At 52.0% G+C, this 19,767-nt stretch carries 19 protein-coding genes and 1 tRNA gene; 9 read left to right on the top strand and 11 right to left on the bottom strand.

The features are described 5' to 3' along the window. Positions 1-153 precede the first annotated feature (153 nt). The 3 genes from ACHZB8_RS01860 to ACHZB8_RS01850 are packed head-to-tail and all read left to right on the top strand — an operon-like array spanning position 154 to position 3,187. Positions 154-1,206 (top strand): glycosyltransferase family 2 protein, encoded by a 1,053-nt coding sequence (locus ACHZB8_RS01860; protein WP_316858327.1) that lies wholly within the window; start codon positions 154-156, stop codon positions 1,204-1,206. Next, complete coding sequence (locus ACHZB8_RS01855) at positions 1,203-1,625, top strand: GtrA family protein (RefSeq protein ID WP_316858326.1); 423 nt, start codon at positions 1,203-1,205, stop codon at positions 1,623-1,625. The genes ACHZB8_RS01860 and ACHZB8_RS01855 overlap by 4 nt, the downstream gene beginning before the upstream one ends. Then, on the top strand, positions 1,625-3,187 hold the full coding sequence (locus ACHZB8_RS01850) for a glycosyltransferase family 39 protein (protein WP_316858325.1): 1,563 nt from the start codon (positions 1,625-1,627) through the stop codon (positions 3,185-3,187). The genes ACHZB8_RS01855 and ACHZB8_RS01850 overlap by 1 nt, the downstream gene beginning before the upstream one ends. Here the strand turns inward: ACHZB8_RS01850 and dld are convergent. Beyond that, positions 3,184-4,857 (bottom strand): D-lactate dehydrogenase, encoded by a 1,674-nt coding sequence (gene dld / locus ACHZB8_RS01845; RefSeq protein ID WP_316858324.1) that lies wholly within the window; start codon positions 4,855-4,857, stop codon positions 3,184-3,186. The genes ACHZB8_RS01850 and dld overlap by 4 nt on opposite strands. 284 nt (positions 4,858-5,141) lie before the next feature. After that, positions 5,142-6,128: an aldo/keto reductase gene (locus ACHZB8_RS01840; RefSeq protein ID WP_316858323.1), complete on the bottom strand. Its 987-nt coding sequence runs from the start codon at positions 6,126-6,128 to the stop codon at positions 5,142-5,144. A gap of 217 nt (positions 6,129-6,345) precedes the next feature. Here ACHZB8_RS01840 and ACHZB8_RS01835 point away from each other — a divergent pair, with 217 nt between their 5' ends. From ACHZB8_RS01835 to ACHZB8_RS01825, 3 genes are all read left to right on the top strand, one after another. Continuing rightward, on the top strand, positions 6,346-6,831 hold the full coding sequence (locus ACHZB8_RS01835) for a TerB family tellurite resistance protein (protein WP_316858322.1): 486 nt from the start codon (positions 6,346-6,348) through the stop codon (positions 6,829-6,831). A gap of 4 nt (positions 6,832-6,835) precedes the next feature. Then, positions 6,836-7,528 (top strand): glutamine amidotransferase, encoded by a 693-nt coding sequence (locus tag ACHZB8_RS01830; RefSeq protein ID WP_316858321.1) that lies wholly within the window; start codon positions 6,836-6,838, stop codon positions 7,526-7,528. A 428-nt stretch (positions 7,529-7,956) separates the two neighbouring features. Next, positions 7,957-8,244, top strand: a complete 288-nt coding sequence (locus tag ACHZB8_RS01825; RefSeq protein ID WP_316858430.1) for a YggT family protein — start codon at positions 7,957-7,959, stop codon at positions 8,242-8,244. 99 nt (positions 8,245-8,343) lie between these two features. On the opposite strand, the gene ppa is transcribed toward ACHZB8_RS01825, so the two are convergent. The 4 genes from ppa to tesB form a co-directional block, all read right to left on the bottom strand. Next, positions 8,344-8,868, bottom strand: coding sequence for an inorganic diphosphatase (ppa, locus tag ACHZB8_RS01820; RefSeq protein ID WP_316858320.1), 525 nt, complete (start codon positions 8,866-8,868; stop codon positions 8,344-8,346). A 784-nt stretch (positions 8,869-9,652) separates the two neighbouring features. Beyond that, positions 9,653-10,978 carry an ammonium transporter gene (locus ACHZB8_RS01815; RefSeq protein WP_316858319.1) on the bottom strand — a complete coding sequence of 442 codons (1,326 nt, stop codon included), beginning with the start codon at positions 10,976-10,978 and terminating at the stop codon, positions 9,653-9,655. 43 nt (positions 10,979-11,021) lie between these two features. Continuing rightward, complete coding sequence (locus ACHZB8_RS01810; RefSeq protein ID WP_316858318.1) at positions 11,022-11,360, bottom strand: P-II family nitrogen regulator; 339 nt, start codon at positions 11,358-11,360, stop codon at positions 11,022-11,024. Positions 11,361-11,745: 385 nt separating this feature from the next. Next, entirely contained in the window at positions 11,746-12,612 is an 867-nt protein-coding gene (tesB, locus tag ACHZB8_RS01805) for an acyl-CoA thioesterase II (RefSeq protein ID WP_316858316.1), read from the bottom strand. 301 nt (positions 12,613-12,913) lie between these two features. Between tesB and ACHZB8_RS01800 the strand changes: the two genes are divergently transcribed. After that, on the top strand, positions 12,914-14,131 hold the full coding sequence (locus ACHZB8_RS01800; protein WP_316858314.1) for a ubiquinone biosynthesis hydroxylase: 1,218 nt from the start codon (positions 12,914-12,916) through the stop codon (positions 14,129-14,131). Positions 14,132-14,135: 4 nt separating this feature from the next. On the opposite strand, the gene ACHZB8_RS01795 is transcribed toward ACHZB8_RS01800, so the two are convergent. From ACHZB8_RS01795 to ACHZB8_RS01780, 4 genes are all read right to left on the bottom strand, one after another. Continuing rightward, positions 14,136-14,354: a Trm112 family protein gene (locus ACHZB8_RS01795; RefSeq protein WP_316858313.1), complete on the bottom strand. Its 219-nt coding sequence runs from the start codon at positions 14,352-14,354 to the stop codon at positions 14,136-14,138. 26 nt (positions 14,355-14,380) lie between these two features. Further along, entirely contained in the window at positions 14,381-15,091 is a 711-nt protein-coding gene (locus ACHZB8_RS01790) for an LON peptidase substrate-binding domain-containing protein (protein ID WP_316858312.1), read from the bottom strand. 80 nt (positions 15,092-15,171) lie between these two features. After that, positions 15,172-16,167, bottom strand: a complete 996-nt coding sequence (trxA, locus tag ACHZB8_RS01785; RefSeq protein WP_316858311.1) for a thioredoxin — start codon at positions 16,165-16,167, stop codon at positions 15,172-15,174. A gap of 208 nt (positions 16,168-16,375) precedes the next feature. Then, positions 16,376-16,909 carry a prolyl-tRNA synthetase associated domain-containing protein gene (locus ACHZB8_RS01780; RefSeq protein ID WP_316858309.1) on the bottom strand — a complete coding sequence of 178 codons (534 nt, stop codon included), beginning with the start codon at positions 16,907-16,909 and terminating at the stop codon, positions 16,376-16,378. A 336-nt stretch (positions 16,910-17,245) separates the two neighbouring features. Between ACHZB8_RS01780 and ACHZB8_RS01775 the strand changes: the two genes are divergently transcribed. Together ACHZB8_RS01775 and ACHZB8_RS01770 are read left to right on the top strand one after the other, a co-directional pair. Next, a tRNA-Gly gene (locus ACHZB8_RS01775) sits at positions 17,246-17,320 on the top strand. Between the two features lie 209 nt (positions 17,321-17,529). Continuing rightward, complete coding sequence (locus tag ACHZB8_RS01770) at positions 17,530-18,666, top strand: acyltransferase (protein WP_316858307.1); 1,137 nt, start codon at positions 17,530-17,532, stop codon at positions 18,664-18,666. Positions 18,667-18,694: 28 nt separating this feature from the next. Here the strand turns inward: ACHZB8_RS01770 and ACHZB8_RS01765 are convergent, their stop codons facing one another. Further along, complete coding sequence (locus ACHZB8_RS01765) at positions 18,695-19,756, bottom strand: transglutaminase family protein (RefSeq protein WP_316858306.1); 1,062 nt, start codon at positions 19,754-19,756, stop codon at positions 18,695-18,697. Positions 19,757-19,767 lie beyond the last annotated feature (11 nt).

Below are 19,767 nucleotides of genomic sequence, written 5' to 3'. Positions count from 1 at the left end.
TTTTTCTCAGCTGCGTTATTTGCCCTGTGGTCTGCTTACCATATGGAGATAAAGGGATTGCATGGTTGAAGCGAAGTATCGTAGTTAGTTGGAAATTCCATGAAAGGGCCCATTTACTCCGGCCTTCCTTCTTGCTGGACAAGTAGTTTCAAAATGACCTTTACGGACCAGAACAAGACCAGCGTTTCTGCGAACATTCAAAATATCCTCAATCGGGATCGCAGCGGCAGGATTTGCATTTCGCTCGTGGTGCCTGTTTATAATGAAGAAGCTGGTATTGAGCCATTTCTGGATGCTGTTCTACCGATCTTGATTGCAACGGGTCAGGCTTACGAAATCGTGTTTGTCAATGATGGCAGCCGGGATCAGACGGCCTCGGCGCTTCATTCCGCAGTGCTCTCGCATGATCATGTGCGGATGGTCGATCTGTCGCGGAATTTTGGCAAGGAAGCCGCGCTGTCTGCCGGGCTTGATTTTTCCGAAGGGGATGTCGTCATTCCCATGGATGTCGATTTGCAAGACCCTCCGGAACTTGTTCCGCAGTTTCTGGAAAAATGGCGTGAGGGCTATGATGTCGTCAATGGCGTTCGGGTGGACCGTTCGACCGACACGACCATGAAACGGAATAGCGCCGGTCTTTTCTATTGGTTGTTCAACAAGTTGTCACCGACCGATTTACCCAGCAATGTTGGCGACTATCGTCTGCTGGATCGCGGGGTGGTTGAAGCCATCAAGCAAATGCCGGAGCGTAATCGCTTTCTGAAGGGCATTTTCGCATGGGTCGGATTCCGCACAACGGAGATTCCCTTCACGCGGCCGGAAAGACATGTCGGCACGTCGAGCTGGAACTACTGGAAGCTCTGGAATTTTGCCCTTGATGGCGTGATCGGATATTCAACGGTTCCCTTGCGGGTCTGGACTTATGCCGGTTTTGCGCTGGCCCTTTTGTCATTTCTCTATGGGGTATTGACGGTGCTCAAGACCCTTGTCATGGGCGTTGATGTTCCCGGTTATGCCTCGTTGATAACCGTGATCCTGTTTCTGAGCGGCATTCAGATCATTTCGCTTGGCATCATCGGGGAGTATATCAGCCGCATTTTCATCGAGGTCAAACAACGTCCGCTCTATCTGGTACGTGAGGTGTTTGCGAAAAATGATCTGCGTGCTCCCGAGATTGATTCGGAAGATGCGGGAGATGAAGGTTGAAGCCCTCCTTTTTCTCCCTGCATGAAATCTGGATGATCCTGCGGTTTGGAATTGTCGGTGTCATGGCAACCCTTATTCACATGTCGGTTGCCTCGGGTTTGGTGCATTTCGCCTCGGTGAATGTTTTCACCGCCAATCTTGCCGCTTATCTGATTGCTTTCATTTTTGCCTTTTCCGGCCATTTCTTCTGGACCTTCCAGACCGGCGGTGCCTTGCGACAAGCGCTTTGGCGCTATTTCGTGATTTCCGCCAGCGCCTTTGCCGTCAACAATCTGGTTTTGCTGGCGCTTGTGAAGAGCGGGGTGCTGAGCAAGGTGATGAGTGTGCTGATCGCGGCAGCGATTGTCCCGGCGATTTCCTATTTTGCCAGTCGCTTCTGGGGATTCAAGCAGGCTCAAACAGATCATGGGGTCGTTTGATGTCCGAGACCGCGACTGAAACAGGCTTTGGTTCTTCTGTTTCACTTTATGATTTTTTTGCGCTCAGGGCGGCACGCGTTTTCTGGCTTTTTTGTGCGTTTCATCTGGTGCTCTGGAGTCTTGTACCTGCGCTCGTCTATGGCAATCTGCCGCTTGATGTCATCGAACTGGCAACCTGGGGGCATGCCTGGCAACTGGGCTATTTCAAACATCCCCCGCTTCCTTCCTGGATCCTTGAAGCTGCAACCCTTTTGTTCGGATCGGCAGACTGGCCAGCCTATCTGATCAGCCAGACTTGCATTCTGCTGTCATTTGCGGCTGTGTGGCGACTGGGGCGACAATTGCTCGGCTCGGTTCCGGCGCTGGTTGCGGTCTTTCTTACATCGCTCATCTATTTCTACAATTATCCGACACCGGAATTTAATCACAATGTCCTGCAAATTCCGGTTTGGGGCTGGATGGCGGTTTTTGCCTGGCAGGCGCTCAAAAAGGATCGGATTGCCGATTGGCTGCTGCTGGGTGGTCTGGTCGGGATTTCGGTCTATATCAAATATTCGATGGCGATCTTCGTGTTCGTGCTTCTGGCTTTTCTGATCATCGAACCGACAGCACGGCCGAGGTTGCGGTCTCGTGGTTTGTGGCTGTCGGCGTTTCTGGCCTTTCTGATTGGAATGCCGCATCTCTATTGGCTTTTTGCCAATGATTTTATCACGCTTACCTATGCAACGGGGCGCTCATCGGCGCTTGAGGGGATCGCATCCCGCTTTGTGGCGCCTCTGGTCTTTTTGGCCACACAAATTGCGCACCATGGGGGGATGCTTCTGGTCGTGGCGCTGGGGTGTGTCACATGGCCGATTTCGATGCAAAAACAGAATTTGCATCCTGTTTCCTTTCAGCTCACTGACAAGGTGAAGCGCCGCTATCTGTTGTGGATCGCCTTGGCTCCGGTTTTGATGACAGCGCTTTTGTCGGTTGTCGCGGGGATGGAAATGCGCCCGATGTGGGCTGCGCCGATGTTTTCCTTCAGCGCACTTGCTCTTTTGGCCGTGATGAAAACCGCTCTTTACAAGGCCCGTTTCAGAGTGATGGTTTTGGGGTGGGCGCTGCTCTATTTCGGCGTGCTGGCAGCTGTTGCCGGATCAGGGCTGTTTGGCTCCTATTTCATTCGCAAGCCATTGCGGATGGATTGGCCGGGACGAGCCATGGCGATGCGGTTTGAAAAATTGTGGGAGGACAAGACCGGGGTTCCCTTTCGGTTTGTCGGGGGTGATGCGTGGATTGCCGGCAATGTGTCCTATTACTCGAAAGAGCGGCCCTTTCTCGTTCATCTTGAAGATTTTACGAAAAGTCCGTGGGCAAAGGAAAGTGATTTTGCCTGTGCCGGTGGGTTGATTGTGTGGGATCAGAAGAAGAGCGGTGCTCCGGTGCTGCCCTCTCGTTATCAGCTCGACAAGACAAGAATCAGCGCCAAGGGTCTGGAAAGCTTTGTCTGGAAGGTGAAAGACCGTCCCTTCCATATTGGTTGGGCTCTCCAGGAACCGGACCCGCAAAGCTGCCGCTAGCGGTAGTTTTTCATGCGAGACATTTGCCCGATACCGGGGTTGAGGCTATTGGTCGGATCGCTCTGACGGTAAAAGGCCTTGAGGGCGTCTTTTGCCTCATAGAGATGCCCCACATTATGCTCGGCTGGAAATTCCGCTCCCTTTTGTTCCAGGATTGCAAGGATTTCCTTTTTGATCGCTTCGGGGCTTTCGCCCTTTTTGACCAGATAGTCGTGATGCATGACAAGGCACATGAAATGCCCATATGAGAGTTGGTGCGTCAGTTTTGCTGCAATCTCCTTTGGCAGCCTCTCATGCCAGTTTTCATTGTTGCGAGGCAAGGCGACATCAAGAGCCAGAATGCTTTCTACTTCCTCTTCATGCAGATGCTGGTAGCGGATGGCTGCCGCCGCTGTTGCAAAGCGATGCAAGGCTGCAATGCTGGCCTCCTTTTCCGTGCATTGGAAGAAATTCAGATGGCCTTCCGCCTTCATTCTTTCAAGCAGCTTTTCGACTTCACTGACGCCCTCGTCATGCATGCGCAAAAGCAGGTGATGCTCGTAATTCCGGCGAAAGTCCATGATCCGATTGGGCAGCGCTTGCGGCCAGAGCGCCGAAAGCGTTTGCATGATCCGGTCGGGCAGTTTCCGCAAGGCAGGCCTGGTTTCAAGCCATTGTTTGAGTTTGAACAGGCTCTGAAGACATCCGGTGCCCAGTTTGTCGATGAGAATAACCGTGTCCTTGCCATAGTCGCGCGTGATGTCGAACGTGTCCTTGTGCATATATTCGGCAAATACAGGCAACGTTTCACAACTGGCGAGAATGACGCGCCGCAGTTTTGTCAGCGCATCAGGGTCGTTTGTCCCGATGTAGAAACTTCTTTCGAGCTGGTGTTTGGGGAAGGTATCCAGCCTGACAGCAAAAACGGCGAGTTTGCCAGCAGAACCCGATGCTTCATAAAGGCGTCTTGGGTCTGCATTGAAGCGGGCTGGGGTATCTGCGTCTATGTCGCGCACATGATCGGCATAGTCCGTGTCGGATGCTTTGCGCTGCGATGGCAGGATGTCGATGGCATTGAAGTCACCGTCGTCAAGACGTGTCAGTATTTCTCTTGGCGTGGTGCCCAATTCGATATCGAGATGATTGACCAGCTCAAGAGTGCCCTCTTGAGTAATGCGCGCAAAAAGCGCCTGTTCGGTATAGGCCGGGCCACGCTCCACAAGGGCACCACCGGAATTGTTGCAAATGCCGCCGATGATCGTGGCGCCCACATGTGTGGAGCCGAGCACCGAGTGGGGGAGGCGGTCGTGTCGAGCCAGTCGTTTTTCAAGTTCCAGTAGGGTTGCGCCTGGCAGGGCAAGCACCTGTTCGGCATCATTGAGGAGGCGGAGTTTGTTCAAACGTAACGTATTGATCAGCAACACGTCTCTGTCATATTGACCGTTGGGTGTCGAACCTTCTGTCAGGCCAGTATTGGCCGCCTGGATGACGATGATTTTGTCAGCCTCGACAGCTGCCTTCAGACATTGCCAGAATTCATAGAGGCTTCCTGGCTGGACAACAGCAAATGCATTGCCTGAACCGGACCGGTAGCCGCGGATGAATCGCCTGATCGCATTTTGACTTGTCCAGATATGGCTCGAGCCGACTATAGCGGTTAGCGCAGTAATGAGATCGCCGTTGCTTTGCATTTCCTTCTCCCGTTGAGGCAAAGTATAGATATTTGTCCGGGAGGGCGGAACTGCGCCATTTGATCTTCGAAATGCTCAAAAAGGCTGGGTTTTGACCTTCATTCAACCCTTTCGTATCGGCAGGGACAGCTTTTCTGACAGAAGGGGAGGCTGGCTGTTGGAAGACAATCTTCTTTTTCGGGGCCATATGAGAATGCCCCTGTCTGAAGAGAACAGGGGCATTGTCTTTATTTGATATCAGCTGGTCTGTCGGATCGAGAACAGGCCAGACAGAACAGGGCTGATCAATAGGCGCCACGGACATGGGCCGCGACTTTTTCCTCATAGAAGGTGATCAGCGCCTTGTGAAGGTCATCTGACAATGCGGGCAGATCGGAGATCTTGGCGTTTCTGCCAATCTGATCCGGGCGGCTGGCACCGGGAATGATGGTTGATACGGCTTCATGGTCAAGGATCCAGCGCTGTGCCATATCTGCCATCGAAACGCCCTCGGGAAGCATGCTTTTCAACTCTTCGACCAATTCAAGGCCTTTTTCATAAGGCAGCCCTGCAAAGGTCTCACCCACGTTGAAGCATTGGCCGTCCCGGTTGAAATTGCGATGGTCATCTTCGGCAAAGGTTGTCTGGGCGGTGAACTTGCCTGAGAGCATGCCGCTGGCAAGTGGCAGCCGGACAATGATGCCAACGCCCTTTTCCTGCGCCTGTGGCAACAATTGTGTTGTCAGCTTCTGACGGAAGATGTTGTAAATGACTTGCAGGCTCAGCAGGCCTTCCTGCTGGATGCACATCAGGCCTTCTTCTACCGTTTCAACGCTGGCGCCAAAATGGCGAATGACGCCCTCAGACTTGAGGGTGCGCAGCCAGTCGAATATTGCACCGTCACGCATCACTTCAGTCGGGACACAGTGCAGCTGTACAAGATCAAGGCAATCCATGCCCAGTCTTTTCCTCGATGCATCAATTCCTTCGCGCAAGGATTGTTCGCTGTAGCCATCGGGATAGATTCCATCGCCACGTCCGAATTTGGTTGCGACGCGAATATCCGAGCGATTCTTGTTGGCGAGGAGCTTGCCAATCAGGCTCTCGCTCTTCCCGCTGCCATAGACATTTGCCGTATCGAAAAAGGTAACGCCGTTTTCAAGAGCAGTTTCCAGAATTTCAAGACCTGACTCTTCGGCCAAAGGCGCGCCCCAGTCCGCACCCAATTGCCAGCAGCCAAGTCCAATTTCGCTCACCGAAAAACCGGCTTTCCCCAAATGGCGACTTTTCATTCTTCCTCTCCCTTGAGTAGTCTTGCAATAAAAACAGGATGATTCTCGTGCATTCTTCTCTTGCAATACTGTTTTGCGCGTTAAGGTATTCTTATTGCTTGGAAAGGGAAAGGGGGAGCGCTATTTAATTCGGCAGCGATCTTTGAAAGATTATCATTTGTCCATATAATTGACTGAAAAACCGGCAAGATTATATGTTCTTAAAAGAGAACAGGAAATGGATTTCACTATGTTTGACAGCTTGATGCGGTTGTTTCGCGATATTTCGGGTGCTTCGGAAGATCGGCAGGCCCTTTCCGAGGGTGATTTACGCGTGGCGACCGCAGCACTTCTTGTTCATTTGATGTCGATTGACGGGATTGTCGATGAAAATGAAACCGAGAAAATCCGCAAGGTTCTTCAGAAGCATTTTTCACTCACAAAATCAGAAACGTCCGATCTTATCAAATTCGCGAGCAAACAGGATGAGGAAGCCGTCGACCTTTTCAAGTTCACATCCGTGATCAAGCGGGAGCTTGATGAAGAGGGTCGGATCGAACTGATAGAAATGATGTGGCAGCTTGTTTATGCCGATGGTCATGTGCATGAGTTCGAGGACAATCTGGTTTGGCGCGTTTCCGAGTTGTTGGGCGTTTCGGGGCGTGATCGCATAAGAATGCGCAAACATGTGCAGGCACAGATAAACGTCGAACCGGATGAGTGACTTTTTGCGCAAGATTCTAGTCATTCTGCATCAGGAAAACTCGACTCCGGGACGTGTTGGTTCTTTGCTGGAACAACGCGGGTTTGAACTCGATATCCGCAAACCGCGTTTTGGCGAGACTTTGCCTTCTCATATGGATGAGCATGCGGGAGCCATCATCTTTGGTGGTCCGATGAGTGCCAACGACGGAGATGATTTCGTAAAGAGGGAAATCGACTGGATTTCAGTGCCTCTGAAAGAGAAAAAACCGTTTGTTGGCATTTGTCTGGGCGCGCAGATGATGACCAAACAACTCGGTGGCGAGGTGAAGCTGCATGCTGATGGTCTGGTGGAGCGCGGATATTATGAGATAACGCCAACAGAATGCGGGAAGGGCATGTTCCAGTGGCCGGGCAAGGTTTATCAGTGGCACAAGGAAGGCTTCAGCCTTCCCAAAGGGGCTGATCTGCTGGCGACCGGGCACTATTTTGCAAATCAGGCGATGCGTTATGGTGATCATGCCTATGCGATTCAATTTCATCCCGAAGTAACCGCGCAAATGATGTTGCACTGGACCACGGTCGCAGCAGACATGCTGAAAACAGCCGGTGCCCGGCCGAAGGGAGATCATTTTCGCGAGCGCAGTGCTTACGATCCTGATGTTGAGCGTTGGCTCAATCAGTTTCTGGATGTCTGGATTGGCAAGGGTCTGGTTTAGTTTCAGGTTTCCGCGTTGTTGCAAATTGCGAATGAAGATTTGCAGATTGCAGAGCCAAAAGTTAGGAAATCGTTTCATGCCTGGTGCCCGTTACAATATTTTGTGTCCACTTCCAGAGAAAGACCACAATATCTGTGTTTGAGAGAATGGCTGCCGGTTGGCACGGTGCTTGCTCATAGTCCGATGAGCTGGCATTTGGTGACTTGCGTAGCCAGCTATGGTTTTCAAAGCTCTGATGCGGATTTGTGTTGCGTGCGTCAGAGCTTTTTCTTTGGTGATCTGTCGGGAAACAGCTTCAGACCCTTGCAGGCTGGCCCGGTGATCGCTACATGGGAAGGGTATCGGAGACCAAGACGGATCTCGGACTTTGGCAGAAATTTTGGAGAGCCTTGTCACTTGGAGGTTTTCTCTGAATGATAGGGGTGGATATGGTAGCTCTCATTCTTTTAATTGATCAGATATTGTCGATCTACACATTCATTGTGATTGCGTCTGCGGTCTTTTCGTGGCTGTTTGCCTTCAATATCGTCAATCCGCGCAATCAGATTGTTTCTTCCATTTATGAGATCTGCTGGAAGTTGACCGAGCCTGTTCTGTCACGCATCCGTGCCTTCATTCCTGCAATGGGAGGGCTTGATCTGTCTCCTGTCGTGCTTTTGCTGGCTATTTTCTTTATTCGCAATTTGCTCAGAAGTGCCGCTTACGGAGGACTGTAGGGTTTACCTCCTCGCGTTTGAGACAATCAGATCACAACAGAAAAAGCGCAGGACCGTTTGGAGATCCTGCGCTTCGTTTTTCAAGGCTTGGCCTCGATCCTATTTTTTCACGTTGTCGATGGAAATCTGGATCATTTCCTTGGCTTTTTCAGGGCCTGCCCAATCTTCGATCTTGACCCATTTGCCTGGTTCCAGATCCTTGTAATGCTCGAAGAAATGCTTGATCTGTTCGACGAGATTCTTGGGCAGGTCTTCATAGGTTTTGATGTGATCATAGTGGCTGGTCAGTTTGGAATGCGGAACCGCCACGACTTTCTCGTCCTTGCCGCCATCGTCTTCCATTATCAATACGCCGATCGGGCGGGCGCGCATGACGACGCCCGGAGAAAGCTGCGCTTCACCCAGAACCAGAACGTCAATCGGATCGCCATCATCTGCGAGTGTGTTGGGAATGAAACCGTAATCGCAAGGATAGGCCATCGGAGTGAAGAGAAAACGGTCGACGAAAACAGCGCCAGAGTCTTTGTCGACTTCATATTTGACGGAAGAGCCTTTTGGTACCTCGATCACGACATAAATGTCTTCAGGTGCGTTTTTGCCAGCAGGAATTTCGCTAATATTCATGGGTGCAACTCCGATTTGGACTGTCTCCCTTTGTTCCTGGCAATCCAGGGGAAGGAGACCGCTTTGATATAATGGTTTGCAGCAAGCCCCGGATGTCAGAATCGAGCAGCTTGCCTTTGTTCATGTGTTGATAGGGGTTTAGGTGGTCTTTGTGAGGATGGCAAGACAAACATTTGGTTTATTGGTCCGCTCTTTGCGCTCATTTCAAGATTTCGGAGAATGTGCCGTAAGGCTGTCTGCTGCCCTGCTGCCCTGCTGTCCGATATCTTCATGCTCCCTTAAGCCTGTTGCAAAATTTGTGCCCTCGAACCGGATTTTTGCCTGACTGGGCGAGGGAGTTTTTAGAAATCCGTGAGAAGCTCTTTTCATGAAGTGCAGTAGGTGCGGTTGGCGCTGGCAGGTTGGGTTTTTGTTGGGCTGATCGTTGGGTTTGATCCTTACAGAGGGTTGGTAATGATAACGTTTGATCCGATGAAATTCATGGGCTTTGTCGCCGGATTTTCTCTTGTTGCAAGCCTTGTCACGTTTGGCTGGGTGATCTGATCTTCCATTTTTGCGACTGGTATATCTCAGGCAATTGTTGAGAGTTCGAAATTGGGAAAAGGCAGTGGGCCCGATGAGCTCACTGCCTTTTTGCTTGCAAGGGAGCCTTGTATCCCGGGGCAAAAAAAGAAACCCGCCGGTGGTTCCGGCGGGTTTCCCCTCTGGGCCTGTGCAAGTAGGCCATTGGGCTTTTAGGCGGAGTAGGAGGTGATCAGGAGTGCTCCGCCTTGCCCTTTTGTGATTATACGCGCTGACTGCCAGTGCCGAATTCGGGATAAGCTTCAACGCCAACTTCTGCTTTGTCGAGGCCCATCGCTTCTTCTTCCTCGGTGACGCGGATACCGACGGTGTATTTCAGGATTGCCCAAACGATGAAGGAGCAAACCAGAGTGAAGACGCCGTAGGAAACAACACCGATGAACTGGGTGACGTAAGAGGTGTCGGCGTTGGTGAATGGAACGATCATTGTGCCCCAGATACCGCAGACAAGGTGAACCGGAATGGCGCCAACCACGTCGTCGATTTTCAGTTTGTCAAGAAGCGGAACTGCGAAGACGACCAGAATTGCGCCGATGGCACCGATGATGATGGATTCGCCAATGGTTGGTGCGAGTGGTTCTGCGGTGATGGAAACCAGACCGGCAAGAGCGCCGTTGAGAACCATCGTGACGTCGACCTTCTTGTAGAGAATTTGCAGAAGGAGCATCGCTGCTACGACACCACCGGCTGCTGCCATGTTGGTGTTGGCAAAGATACGGGAAACGTCAGACACATCGCCGATGGTGCCCATGGCAAGCTGGGAAGCGCCGTTGAAGCCGAACCAGCCGAGCCACAGGATGAAGGTACCAAGAGTTGCCATCGGAATGTTGGAAGCAGGCATCGGGTAGACTTCACCATTTGCGCCATATTTGCCTTTACGAGCACCAAGCAGAAAGACACCGGCAAGAGCTGCCCAACCGCCAACAGAGTGAACGAGGGTGGAACCGGCGAAATCGGAGAAGCCCATTACGGACAACCAGCCGCCGCCCCACTGCCAGGAACCGGCGATTGGGTAGATGAAGGCTGTCAGAACAACGGTGAAGATCATAAATGGCCACAGTTTGATGCGCTCGGCAAGGGTGCCGGAGACAACGGATGCTGCGGTTGCAACAAACACCATCTGGAAGAACCAGTCAGATGCCGTTGAGTAGCCGGTGTCCAGAGCGTCGCCGCCTACAGGGTCAAGCACATAAAAGAGTGAGAAAGACCCGATATATCCACCATCAACACCGGTATACATCAGGTTGTAGCCGATCAGGTAGTACATGATACCAGCAACAGCATAAAGAGAGATGTTCTTCATGCTCTGCATGGAAACGTTCTTGGTGCGGACCAGACCAGCTTCAAGCATTGCAAAGCCGGCTGCCATCCACATGACGAGGAAACCACCGATCAGGAAGAGAAGGGTGTTCAGAATATATTGGGTATGTGCAGCGGCTTCACCGGAGGCTGCGGCTTCTTGTGCAAGGGCCGGGCCTGCCACAAGGCTTGCTGCGCCAACAAGAAGGGCAAGGGTTACTTTTGACATTGGATTGTCCTTGTTTTTCACTTCTGTTTGATTGGAATTTGCCTTAGAGCGCGTCTGTGTCGGTTTCGCCTGTGCGGATACGCATGACATGCTCGAGGGAGGTAACGAAAATTTTGCCGTCGCCAATCTGGCCAGTGGCCGCTGCCTTGGAAATGGCTTCGATTGTCTTTTCGGCTTTGTCGGCGGTGACCGCGACTTCGATTTTCAGCTTAGGCAGGAAGCTGACGGAATATTCTGTTCCGCGATAGATTTCTGTGTGGCCGCGCTGGCGACCAAAGCCTTTAACCTCAGTGACGGTCAGGCCTTCAATTCCTTCGGCAGACAATGCTTCACGCACAGCTTCCAATTTGAAGGGCTTGATAATGGCGATAATGAACTTCATGGCACTCTCTCATGTCCCTCTGATGGGTTAGTGTCCCTCTGACGGGTTTGATTGTTTTGCCCCGGTTTGCAAATTGACCGCGGCCAAACTTCTTGTTTTGTGTCCTTTCTCTTTCAAAAGCCGTGCCAGTTTCGTAACTTTTTGTTAAGTTGTTGAATCTGTGTCTAAAATTCATGTTCGCAACAAATATTGATGAGTGCTGCATATTTGTGCATTTGAGGGATTTGAGCAAAATTTGATCAATAATTGAAAATTGCACATTATTTGTGCATATATTGTGGCCGATTTTTGGCGACACAAAAGCAATGAGTCATTTCAAGGATATAGGCTGCACATTGATTGGGCTTCAGTCCTAAATAATCCGCATTTCAAAGGCTTTGGACCATTATCTATCGTTTTTTATACGGATCAGTCCTTCCTGGGCCGCGGAGGCGACAAGCGTTCCGTCGCGTTTGAACAGGCTTCCCCGATTGAACCCCCTGGCGCTGCCTGTCCAGGGGCTGTCTTGCGAATAGAGAAGCCATTCATCGGCTCTGAAATCGTCATGGAACCACATGGCATGGTCAAGGCTGGCTGCGCTGATAGTTTTGCTGAAGACAGACAAGCCGTGGGCAAAGAGCGAGGTATCAAGCAATGTCATGTCCGAGGCATAGGCCAGGGCGCATTTGTGGATCGCCGGATCGTCAGGCAGCTTGGAGGTTGTTCGCACCCAGACATACTGGACCGGCTCCAGTTTCTTGCGCATGACGTAATGTTCCATGTTGGCCGGGCGGATTTCGATCGGACGATTGCGACGGAAATAGGCCTTGATATTTTCCGGGGCCATTTCGGTATATTTCTCGAACAATTCCGTCTCGGTCGGCAGATCTTCAGGTGCGGGGATATCGGGCATGGTTATCTGATGGGAAAAACCCTCTTCCTTGGTGTGGAAGGAGGCTTCCATCGTGAAAATGGCTTTGCCATGCTGAATTGCCAAAACACTTCGAGTGGAGAAGGAGCGACCGTCTCTCAAGGGATTGACCTGATAGATGATGGGAACCTTGGGATCGCCGGGGCGCATGAAATAGCAATGCAGCGAATGGGCTGCCCGCGAGGCATCAATGGTACGAGACGCTGCCACAAGCGCCTGTCCGATGACCTGACCGCCAAAAACCCTTTGCCAGCCACTTTGTGGGCTGTTTGCACGAAACAGGTTGGTTTCGAGCGTTTCCAGATCGAGAATGGAAAGAAGGGTATCTATGGCTGAAGTCATTGCGCTTTCCTGAGTTGGGTTTTTTGGGAAACAATTGGTCTGAAACGACCAGAAAACCAGTAAATGCCGAGACTGACGCGATTTGAGCGGCAAAGCAATCCGTAATGTAGATAATTCAGAAGTGCTACAGATTTTGAAGATCTTCTTTTTTCTCTTTCTTGTATAAAGGGCTAAAACCAGACAATGACAATGGCGGGATCCATGCTGGCGCATTAAACAAGAGGGCAGAGGCCGTGTTTGAGTTCCGGGTGGGTTTGTTTTCCGCACGTCAGAAGCGATCAGATTGTTGAAGGATGAAGAGATGAAAGAGCGTTATGACCTTGTCGTTGCCGGTGGTGGCTATGTTGGTTTGTCTCTGGCCCTTGCCGTGCGAAGGCAAAGCGCGCTCTCCGTTCTGGTCGTGGAGCCACAAACAATTGCCCATTTGCGACGGGATGAAAGGGCTTCAGCGGTGGCCGCGGCAGCAACCAGAATGCTTAATGTGCTGGGTATCTGGGACAAGATTTGCCATGAGGCAGAGCCAATTAAAAAGATGGTGGTCACAGACAGCAAGCTTGGCGATGTGGTTCGACCGGCCTTGTTGACCTTTGATGACAATTGCAAGGATGGGACGTCCTTTGCCCATATGGTTCCCAACGGTGTGATGGTCGGAGCGCTTGCGGATGCTGCGCAAACGGCCGGAGTGGAAATCGTTGAAGAAGATGCGGTCAGGGATTTTGACGTTCACGGCGCCAAAGTGACCGTGCGTTTGCGTTCAGGCAAGAGTGTGGAAACCAGCCTTCTTGTTGCTGCTGATGGCGTGCGGTCGTCATTGCGCGATCTTGCCGGCATTTCAACGGTTCGGTTTGACTATGACCAGGTCGGGATCGTGACGACGGTGGCCCATGAACGGCCTCATGAGGGCTGTGCGGTTGAGCATTTTCTGCCAGCTGGCCCCTTCGCGATCTTGCCGCTCAAGGGCAACCGGTCTTCGCTGGTCTGGAACGAGCGCTCTGACGATGCCAAGCGTCTGCTGGCCATGGATGACTTCACATTCGGTCTGGAGCTTGAAAGGCGTTTTGGCAAGCAGCTTGGTGCGCTCGAGGAGTTGGGGCCGCGCAAGGGATTTCCGCTCGGCATGGTGTTGGCGCGGAATTATGTTGCGTCGCGGTTTGCCTTGCTGGGCGATTCCGCTCACGGTATTCACCCGATTGCCGGGCAGGGTCTCAATCTGGGTTTCAAGGATGTGGCTGCACTGGCTGAAGTGCTGGTTGATGCCAGCCGTCTCGGGCAGGATATCGGTGCGTTTGACGTGCTGGAGCGGTACCAGCGCTGGAGGCGCTTTGATACGGTCCAGATGGGCATGACCTGCGATATTCTCAATCGCCTCTTTTCCAACAAGAGTTTCCTGCTGCGTCATGTGCGCGATTTCGGGCTGGGTGTGGTTGATCGCCTGCCTGGCCTCAAGCGTGCTTTCATCGAGGAAGCCGCTGGCAATCAGGGCGATGTGCCGAAACTGCTCAAGGGAGAGGCTCTGTAAGGGGCTAGTCTTCGAGCTTGCGAGCCTCATCAGGTAACATGATCGGAACACCGTCTCTGATGGGGTAGGCAAGATTGGCGGCGTTGCTGATCAACTCCTGGGCTTCGGCGTCATATCTGAGCGTTGTTTTCGTGACAGGGCATACCAGAATTTCGAGCAGCTTTTTGTCAATAGAGCAGGTCTTTTCAGGCAATGCCTGCTTGATTTCCTCATGTTCGCTCATGGCTTTTCTCTCTGCGCGCAGCCGGTCTATTGCAAGGTTGTCATAGACCCGTCGTGGTTTTTGCTGACCAGATACATTTCTGTTATTGCGACCAGGGTTTCTGCCCGCTGGGCGAGCGTTTCAGCTTCCAGCAGGGCCTGCTTTTCCTCGTTGCCGTAAGGGCTGAGCATGGAAAGGGAATTGACGAGAATTTCATTGCTGGACTTGTTGATGCTGTCCCAGTCCGCTTCCATGTCGTTGGCATCAAGGAAGCTGCTGAATGTATCGAGCAATTCCTGACGGTTTACCTCACCTTCGCCGTGGCCTTCGATCAGATCTTCGACGAAGGGTTCGCAATCGATCTCAGCGAGGCGGAATGGAAGGTCGGTGAAAATCTCCTTGACCAGCTTGAAACGACAAATGCCAGACAGGGTAATGAGAACCCGTCCGTCTCCGGTTTCGCCATAGGCTGAAATGCGGCCGAGGCATCCGACCTGCTGAAGTTCGGGCGCATAGAGTTTGTCAGGGGCGTCCGACTCTTCCTCGATGTCCTGATCTCTTTTCGGTGTTGGCTGAATGATGCCGATAATCCGATCCTTGTGGATGGCATAATCGGTCATCATCAGATAGCGTTCTTCGAACACGTTGAGCGGCATCTGGGTGCGCGGCAGCAACAGGGCCTCATCGAGAGGGAAGACCGGAATGATTGCCGGAATATCTCTCGGACTGTCGTAAAATGCGTTGCCTGCCTGAGCCATTTCTTTTCCCTGTGCTGCCTTTTCATGTTGCCGCTTGCAATTGTCATCGTCTCTCCCGTTCAGGGGGGAGAAGCCACATCCTATGAAAAAAGGATCGAGGACAGCTTGCGGCGGCCATAAACGCTGGCTTTGTCCATGACGCCCCAGCTTTCGAAAAATTGCAGAAGCTGCTTGCGGGCCGCTTCTTCATTCCATTCGCGATCGCGCTTGATGACGGCGATGAGATGATCGACGGCCTCTTCGCGCCTGTTGCTGCCATTGAGCGCAATGGCCAGATCAAATTCTGCCTGATTGTCTTCCGGATTGGCTTGCAGCTTGGCTTCCAGTTCGCCAAGATCGCCAAGATCGGCGCTCTGTTCGGCCAGCTCCAGGCGAGCCTTGAGAGCCGCCATGGCCTTTTCCTTGTGAGCTTCTTCGGGCAACCGGTCGAACAATGCGCGCGCGCGCTCGACTTCATCGTTGGCCAACAGGCAATTGGCCAAGCCGATTGCAGCCGGGAGATATTCCGGATCCTGCTGCATGATGGAGCCAAAAATCTGTGCTGCCTCAACTGGGTTGCCCGCTTTCAGCAGCTCATCAGCCTGTTTGCAGGCCTCTTCGATTGGATCGGCTTCCGGTTCACTGCCATTTTTCTCGATGAAAGCCTTGATCTGACTCATCGGCTGGGCACCCATAAAGCCATCAACGGGCCGTCCATCCTTGAAGGCGACAACTGCGGGAACCGACTGGATTCCCATTTGCTGCGGAATGGCAGGGTGATCATCGATATTGAGCTTGACCAGCTTGACCCGGCCCTTGGCCTCGGTGACAGCCTTTTCCAGATTTGGCATCAGCTGTTTGCACGGACCACACCATGGAGCCCAGAAATCCACGAGAATCGTGGTGGTCTTGGAGGCTTCGATGACATCGCTCATGAAGGTTTCGGTGCTGGTGTCCCTGATCAGCGGGCCAGTATCCTTGGCCGGTTTTCCAGCCGTCTTGGGCGCTGGTTTGTCGAACGACTGCGATCCGTTGCCTGCCGTCGTCGTGTAATTGGCGGACATGCCGCTGCCATAACCATAGGTGTTGTTGCTCATCGGGACGGGCCTTCTCGTTTAGGGCTGTGCCTGATCATCTGCCTTTGGTGTGCACCAGGACAGACAGTCTTCAAGAGGCATATCATTGATATTGTATGCCTTGCGATTTGTTGGCCTCAATATGGGACAGGCTCGAGCTTTGTTCAATGCCCAATTGGGGCGAATGCCATGATGTTATTTGGCGTTTTTGCAGGAAAAGGATGAAGGATCAGGAAATGTCCTCTGCCTCTTGCGGTTTTTCCAGCTTGAGGATGGTGGGCTGATGGCCCGTCGCTTCAAAGAATGACAAAAGATCTTCGCGGTTGATGGCTGTTGTTGCGGTATTTTCCAGCGGATGGAAATTCAGAAGCGCGTGGGTCATCATGTTGGCGTCCAGCACCAGGTTGACTGCATGCTCGTCCTTGTCGTTGATGAGCGCAAAGGGTGTGACAGATCCGGGTCGAACACCCAGATGTTGCCAAAGCAGATCAGCGTTGCCGAAACTGACGCGACCACAATCATATTTCTTGTGAAAACTCTTGAGATCAACCTCTGTGTCATTGAGACAGACAACCAGCATTATCTTGCCTTTTTTGTCTTTCAGAAAGAGGTTTTTCGAATGACCTCCGGGCAGATCCTGCTTAATTTTATGACTTTCCTGCACCGTGAAAACAGCGTCGTGATCATGGGTCGTCGTCTCGATTCCAAGGTCCGAGAGAAAGTTGAGAAAGTCCTGTCGGCCAAATTTCGGCGTTGCTGTCATGGCGGGGTCTCAAAGGGTGGGAACGGGCAACCTAGCGGAGGAACGGAATGTGCCCATCATCTTGTGGAATTGTTGAATGCGTCTTTTTACCTCTCCTAATAGGGTGTTCGGAGAGGTGGTGCAAGTCGAAGCGGGATATGAGATGGTTTCGTGCAAACGAAGTTTTTCACCGTTTGTGAAAAAAATGCACAGCGATTGGGAAAAAAGCATTTTTTTGTAATTTCCTTGTTGCAATTGCCCCTCAGGTCGTACATATAAGCTCGCACGGACGGCGAGGAGCGCTGTTCTGAAAGCGAATGCTTGTCGCTAAGGGTTTGAGAAACCTGAATAAGTTTCGCGGGTGTAGCTCAGGGGTAGAGCACAACCTTGCCAAGGTTGGGGTCGTGGGTTCGAATCCCATCGCCCGCTCCATTTTAAAAGAAGGCTGTTCACGCAAGTGAGCGGCCTTTCTTTTTGGCTTGGACGTTTCTGCCGCTTCCCTCCATGTTTTTCCCTCTTGGCAATTGTCGAACCAGCCTCCACGGAGCGGGAATGTGGCTGGTTTTGCCTAGAGAACCGAACGGAAATTTAAGAATACAATACTATACTGTTCAGCAAACGTGAGTTTGTCTGAGATGGTCATGAAGTCGGATCGGTTTGATGTTCTGGATAGTTGGCGTGGCATTTGCGCTTGTATGGTTGCACTTTATCACTTCAGAGTCGTTAGCCACATAAGTGATATCGGGCTGATCAATGCTTCCTATCTGTTTGTTGATTTTTTCTTTGTCCTGAGCGGTTTTGTCATTGCAGCAAATTATCAACATCGCCTGGCTGATGGGTTCGGAGCAGGGCGTTTCCTTATTTTGCGTCTGGGCCGGATTTATCCTTTGCACTTTGCCATGATGCTGCCATTTCTGGCAATTGATGCGGTCAAGGACGGTGTGGGTTCTCAGTTTTGGCAGGCGCTTACAACCAATGTGTTGTTGATCCATGGTTTTGGCGTCAACCTTGGTTTATGGCTGAATTTTCCGAGTTGGTCGATCAGCACCGAGTTTGCGGCCTATTTGGTGTTTGCATTGATCATTCCCTTTGCCGGACGATCAATCTTGCCTTGGCTGGTGCCGATTTTCGCAGGGCCTGTCATTCTTGGAAAAGTCAGTGCATTTGGAATGGCCTCTACTTTCGATTTGGGGGTTATCCGGTGTCTCGAAGGATTTGCACTTGGGATCATATGCTTCAGATTGCGAGAGATATTTCCCGGCTTGACCCGGCGTTCCTCTCCGGTCCTCGATAGTTTTTTGGAGATTGTCGCAATAGGCGGCACTGCCCTTTACCTGACCGTTTTTTGGGATCAGGTCCGTTCCTATCTGCTTGTCGTTCCGTTCTTGTTTGCTGTGGTCGTTCTGGTTTTTGCAAGACAAGCGGGGGTTGTCAGCAAATTGTTGTCTGCCAGACCATTTCTGTTTGTCGGGACGCTTTCCTATTCAATCTATCTGGTCCATGCGCTCGTTCGCTCTGTTAGCCGAGCGGCAGCTAAGGTTTTCGAACATTTCGCTGGCGTTGAACTCTTTACGATGGACTATTCTCAATGGTGGAGCGAACCGGGGCTCATTCTGACATTTGGTGGTAATCTCTGGCTGGGGGATCTGTCGCAGCTTGTCATGCTTGGTGTGACAATTGTGCTGGCCTATTTCACCTATCGCTATATTGAGGAACCTGGTCGCATATGGAGCAGGAATCTGGCGAAAAAGAAAGGTCCGGTCATTGCGCAAGCTTGATGCTCAAAAGTCACTTGTGAGCGCGCTCTCAATAAGTGCGGTCCGCCGCGACCGGTTTGACAGGTCCGATCTGGTCTGATGTCTGGCTTTGGCTCTGTTCCTGGACATGACCCTCGACGGGGCCCTGACTCTGGGGCAGTGGGGGGCTCAGTGCCGGACTGCTCGGTTTCATGGCCTGTTGCATCTGGCCGTTTGACGAAGAGCCGATTTCGTTGCCATTCTCATCGATAGGCATCACATCCACCGAAACATCAATGATGTGGTTGCCACCACCCAGAATGATGCCCGAGATCGGGCTGACGTCGCCGAAGTCGCGTCCGATTGTCAGCGTTATGTGCTCGTCGGAAATCACCTTGTTGTTGGTGGGATCAAAATCAATCCAACCGGCTTCGGGACACCAGGCCGATATCCAGGCATGGGACGCGTCCGCTCCCACAAGTCTTGGCTGGCCTTCCGGCGGATAGGTGCGCAAATAGCCCGAAACATAGCGGGCCGGGAGTCCCAAGGCCCGCAGGCAGGTGAGTTCGAAATGGGCAAAGTCCTGACAGACCCCGCTTTTCTGCTTGAAGACCTGTGTCACCGGGGTGAAGACGTCGGTTGCGGTGGCGTCATAGTCGAAATCTTCGTGAATGCGCCGGGTGAGATCGAGAACGGCGTCCATCATCGCGCGTCCGGGCGCGAAGGACTGAGCCCCGTAGGCGGCGATCTCGGCGGTTGGCTGGGTAAAGTTGGAATAGCAGGTAAATTCCGCTTCTGCGACATGGTCTGCATCAGACATCGCATCCCGCACGGATTCCCAGGGCAATTGTGACAGTTTCAGAAGTTCGGTCTGATCCCGCTCGACAGTGACGATGGTACAGGCGTGGATGGAGAGAAGCTTGTGATATTCCTCGATTGTCAGGTGAATGACCGGATTGTTGAAATAGTCGCTGAAATCATGCCTGTTGGCCGGTGTTGGCGAAATGACGATTTCGTGCTTCTCGATGGTCTGGCCTTCAATGGTGCAGGGGCTGAGATGAAGCAGATGATTTGACTGGGCGACAGGGGTCGAATAGCCATAATCCGTCTTGTGAGCAATCCGATAGCGCATGACAAGTTTGT

It is taken from the genome of uncultured Cohaesibacter sp. (assembly GCF_963556055.3).
GTDB lineage: Bacteria > Pseudomonadota > Alphaproteobacteria > Rhizobiales > Cohaesibacteraceae > Cohaesibacter.
The sequence above is the reverse complement of the archived record's forward strand: the minus strand, read 5'-3'. Positions and strand labels throughout refer to the sequence as shown.

Excerpts from the sequence above, each read along its gene's own strand:
- ACHZB8_RS01860 (WP_316858327.1), top strand. The coding sequence starts at position 154 with ATGACCTTTACGGACCAGAACAAGACCAGCGTTTCTGCGAACATTCAA.
- ACHZB8_RS01850 (WP_316858325.1), top strand. The coding sequence starts at position 1,625 with ATGTCCGAGACCGCGACTGAAACAGGCTTTGGTTCTTCTGTTTCACTT.
- dld (WP_316858324.1), bottom strand. The coding sequence starts at position 4,857 with ATGCAAAGCAACGGCGATCTCATTACTGCGCTAACCGCTATAGTCGGC.
- ACHZB8_RS01840 (WP_316858323.1), bottom strand. The coding sequence starts at position 6,128 with ATGAAAAGTCGCCATTTGGGGAAAGCCGGTTTTTCGGTGAGCGAAATT.
- ACHZB8_RS01835 (WP_316858322.1), top strand. The coding sequence starts at position 6,346 with ATGGATTTCACTATGTTTGACAGCTTGATGCGGTTGTTTCGCGATATT.
- ACHZB8_RS01825 (WP_316858430.1), top strand. The coding sequence starts at position 7,957 with ATGGTAGCTCTCATTCTTTTAATTGATCAGATATTGTCGATCTACACA.
- ppa (WP_316858320.1), bottom strand. The coding sequence starts at position 8,868 with ATGAATATTAGCGAAATTCCTGCTGGCAAAAACGCACCTGAAGACATT.
- ACHZB8_RS01815 (WP_316858319.1), bottom strand. The coding sequence starts at position 10,978 with ATGTCAAAAGTAACCCTTGCCCTTCTTGTTGGCGCAGCAAGCCTTGTG.
- ACHZB8_RS01810 (WP_316858318.1), bottom strand. The coding sequence starts at position 11,360 with ATGAAGTTCATTATCGCCATTATCAAGCCCTTCAAATTGGAAGCTGTG.
- tesB (WP_316858316.1), bottom strand. The coding sequence starts at position 12,612 with ATGACTTCAGCCATAGATACCCTTCTTTCCATTCTCGATCTGGAAACG.
- ACHZB8_RS01800 (WP_316858314.1), top strand. The coding sequence starts at position 12,914 with ATGAAAGAGCGTTATGACCTTGTCGTTGCCGGTGGTGGCTATGTTGGT.
- ACHZB8_RS01795 (WP_316858313.1), bottom strand. The coding sequence starts at position 14,354 with ATGAGCGAACATGAGGAAATCAAGCAGGCATTGCCTGAAAAGACCTGC.
- ACHZB8_RS01790 (WP_316858312.1), bottom strand. The coding sequence starts at position 15,091 with ATGGCTCAGGCAGGCAACGCATTTTACGACAGTCCGAGAGATATTCCG.
- trxA (WP_316858311.1), bottom strand. The coding sequence starts at position 16,167 with ATGAGCAACAACACCTATGGTTATGGCAGCGGCATGTCCGCCAATTAC.
- ACHZB8_RS01780 (WP_316858309.1), bottom strand. The coding sequence starts at position 16,909 with ATGACAGCAACGCCGAAATTTGGCCGACAGGACTTTCTCAACTTTCTC.
- ACHZB8_RS01770 (WP_316858307.1), top strand. The coding sequence starts at position 17,530 with ATGAAGTCGGATCGGTTTGATGTTCTGGATAGTTGGCGTGGCATTTGC.
- ACHZB8_RS01765 (WP_316858306.1), bottom strand. The coding sequence starts at position 19,756 with ATGCGCTATCGGATTGCTCACAAGACGGATTATGGCTATTCGACCCCT.